The organism is Halochromatium sp. (assembly GCF_054919635.1).
On sequence record NZ_JBUDPI010000375.1, the window covers coordinates 1 to 3432 of the forward strand.

Below are 3432 nucleotides of genomic sequence, written 5' to 3' on the forward strand. Positions count from 1 at the left end.
GAAATCGCCGAGCTGGTCGAGGCCAGCGAAGACCTGATGGCAATCGCTGATGAGCAGTATCGATATCTACTCGTCAATCAGGCCTATGCTCAGCGCTTCAGTCGGGATCGCACCGAGATCGAAGGCGCCCATATCGGGGATGTGCTCGGCCGTGACTATTTCGACCGCGTGCTAAAAGCGAAGCTGGACGGCTGTCTTGCCGGACATAACCAGCGTTTCGAGACCGAGCGTCTCGATTCGGATGGGCAGTCGCGGCGATATCTCGCCCGCTATTTTTCGGTCCAGACCCAGAAGCCTAGGGCGCGCCAAGTCGTTGCGGTCATCACCGACATCTCTGAGTTCAAGCTGGTCGAGACCAAGCTCCGTGAGCAATCTCAGCTGCTCGATATCGCCGGGCGTGTTGGTCGCATCGGCGGCTGGCGCGTCGATCTAGCAAGTCAACGCATTCAATGGTCGGATGTCGTCGCCGAGATCCACGGCATGCCCAGGGGCTTCTCGCCCTCGGTGGAAGAGGGCATCGCCTTTTACGCTCCAGAGGACCTAGAGACCATTCGGCGCGTCTTCTCCGATTGCGCCGAGCGCGGTATCCCATATCACGAGCAGCTCAGGATCATCAATGCCCAAGGCGAGACCCTGTGGGTGCGCACCACCGGTGTCGCCGTCTATGATGATCAAGGCCAAATCAGCGCCGTTCAGGGCGCATTCCAGGACATCTCGGCGCAGAAATCCGCCGAACACGAGGCGGAAGCCCTGAGCGAGCGCCTGCAAACGACCCTTGAAAGCATCACCGATGGCTTCTTCGCGCTGGATCGGGACTGGTGCTTTGCCTATCTCAATCAGGAGGCCGCCCGACTCTTGCAACAGCCGCGTGAGCAGCTGCTCGGCAAGGATTTCTGGCAGTGCTTTCCGGATGCGATTGGTACCCACATCGAACGTGCCTACCGGCGCGCGATGATCTCCCAGGAGACCGTTACCTTCGAGGAATACTACCGACCGTTCAGCATCTGGTTCGAGATCCGCGCCTTCCCATCACAAGAGGGCCTCGCGGTCTATTTCCAAGACATAACCGACCGTCATGAGATGGTGCTGAAACTGCAGTCACAAAAGGCGGCATTACGCCAATCCCGCGACCAACTCGCCGAGCTGGTCGGAACACGCAAGGCGCTGATCGACTCCTTGCTAGCCCATATCGCACTCCTCGACGCGGATGGCTGCATCGTGGATGTCAACGACTCCTGGCGTCGGTTCGCCGAGGAGAACGATTTCCCCGACACCAGCGCCGGCAACGGTATGAACTACATCGAGGTCTGTCAGCATGCGATTGGCCCATTCTCCGAGGAGGCGCCAATCATTGCTCGCAATCTCCAGGCGCTGCTCGGCGACGAGCGCGACTCCTTTTCGCTGGAGTACCCCTGTCATGCCCCGCATGAGCAGCGCTGGTTCCGAATGACTGCGAACCGACTCCGTCAGAGTGTCGAAGACACTGAGGCGGAGCCCCAGAACGGGGCCGTCGTGATGCATGTCGACATCACCGAGCGCAAGCTGGCGGAGCTGCAGCTCAACCAGCTCATGCATCGCGATCGGCTCACCAACCTATTGACCCGCGATAGCTTCACCGAGGCGCTAGCGGCGCGCCTGGCGCAAGACGACCTGCATTCCGGATCGACGCTGGTGATCTTGTTCGACATCAAGGATCTGCGCGATGTCAATGACTCTCATGGCTTCGATACCGGTGATCAGCTGTTGATCGAGATCGCCCGCTGGCTCGAGCAGCAAGCCGGCGAGAATGGGCTCGTCGGGCGTATCGCCGGAGATGAATTCAGCGTCTTCCTGCCCGGTGGGCCTGGGCTCGATCCAGCGCAACAGGTCGAGGCGATCAGCGCCATCACGGAGCAGTGCTTCCTGCTCCCACAGATCGGTATCGAGATCGATATCGATCTCGGCTATACCTTGGTCGGTGAGCAGCAATGCTCAGCCGAAGGCCTGCTCCATCAAGCCGAGCTCGCACTCTTCCAGCAACGTCAACAGGGAACAGACACGGCCGTTGCCTATAACGCCGCCCTAGACAGGCAGGTGCATGATCGCATCGCGCTGACCCAAGACCTGCGCACCGCACTGCAAGAGGAGCAGTTTGAGCTCCATTTCCAGCCAAAGGTCAAACTATCAACGGGTGAGCTGATTGCCTGCGAGGCCCTGCTGCGCTGGAAGCATCCCGAGCGCGGATTGCAGCCGCCAGGTCAGTTCATTCCCATCGCCGAACAGAGCCAGCAGATCGTCGCCATTGGTGACTGGGCCTTACGCGAGGCCTGCCGGCTGCTGCGAGAATGGCAACAGGCTGGGTTAAATGTCGTCAGCATCGCAGTCAATGTCTCGCTGATCCAGTTTCGCGCCCACGATTTTCCGCAGGCCGTCCGCGCTACCCTGCGCCATTTCGAGATCGAGCCCAGCGCCCTCACCTTGGAGATCACGGAAAGTGTCTTTGAGGAGGCCTCGGAGAGCCTCCTGGAACAGCTGAGCGAACTGCGCGCTCTCGGCATTCGGCTGTCATTGGACGATTTCGGAACGGGCTATTCGTCGCTCGCCTATCTACAACGCTATCCATTCGATGAGATCAAGGTCGATCGCTGCTTTGTCGCGCGCGTGCTCGATGACTGCTATAGCCACACGGTGCTCCAAGCCATCAAGGGCATCGCCGATGCGCTCGGCGCCGAGCTGATCGCCGAGGGCATCGAATCCGAGGCCGTGCGACAGGCCTTGATCGATCTTGGCTACCATTTCGGCCAGGGCTATCTGTTCAGTATCCCATTAGAGACCGAGGACTTCCGTTGGCTGATCGAGCAAGGCTCACGCCTGCCGCTGCAAACCATCGGTGAGCCCTCATCACCTCGACCACCCACCAAGAGCAATCGGAGACCCGTGCGTGACTGAGCCAGCCGAAGGACTCGCAAAACGAAGAACCGGGATCGACGGCTTGGACCAGATGACCAAAGGCGGACTCCCAAGCGCCGGCGGCACTCTGATCCTCGGCCGACCGGCCTCTGGGAAAACCGTCTTGGCGTTGCAGATCCTTGCCAAGGCGATCGAGCGCGGCGAAGGCGGCGTGTTCGTCTCGTTCGAGGAATCGCGCCGGCAGGTCCTGCGCGATGCGGCCTCCTTTTCCTGGTGGCGCCACCTGCATGACGAGCAGCGCTTCCAGTTGATCGATGCGCGCCCAACGCCTGGTGCCAGGGTCTCCGGCGAATTCGATCTCGAAGGCCTGTTGGCGGCCGTCGGACTCTGCGTCGAGCGCACCGGCGCGCATTGGCTGGTCTTCGATGGGATCGATCAGCTGTTGCGCCGACAGCGGGACGCCTTGATGGCGGTCGATCAGATCCACGGCTTGAGCAACTGGTGCGAGGAGCGCGACCTCTCGCTGATTCTGACCGGCAAGCT

2 protein-coding genes are annotated in these 3432 nt (G+C 60.6%); both read left to right on the forward strand.

The features are described 5' to 3' along the window. The coding region (locus ACY693_RS16820) for an EAL domain-containing protein (protein ID WP_462322962.1) at positions 1–2928 on the forward strand (2928 nt) is incomplete at its 5' end. Further along, on the forward strand, positions 2921–3432 hold a 512-nt coding region (locus ACY693_RS16825), incomplete at its 3' end, for an RAD55 family ATPase (RefSeq protein WP_462322963.1). The genes ACY693_RS16820 and ACY693_RS16825, both read left to right, overlap by 8 nt.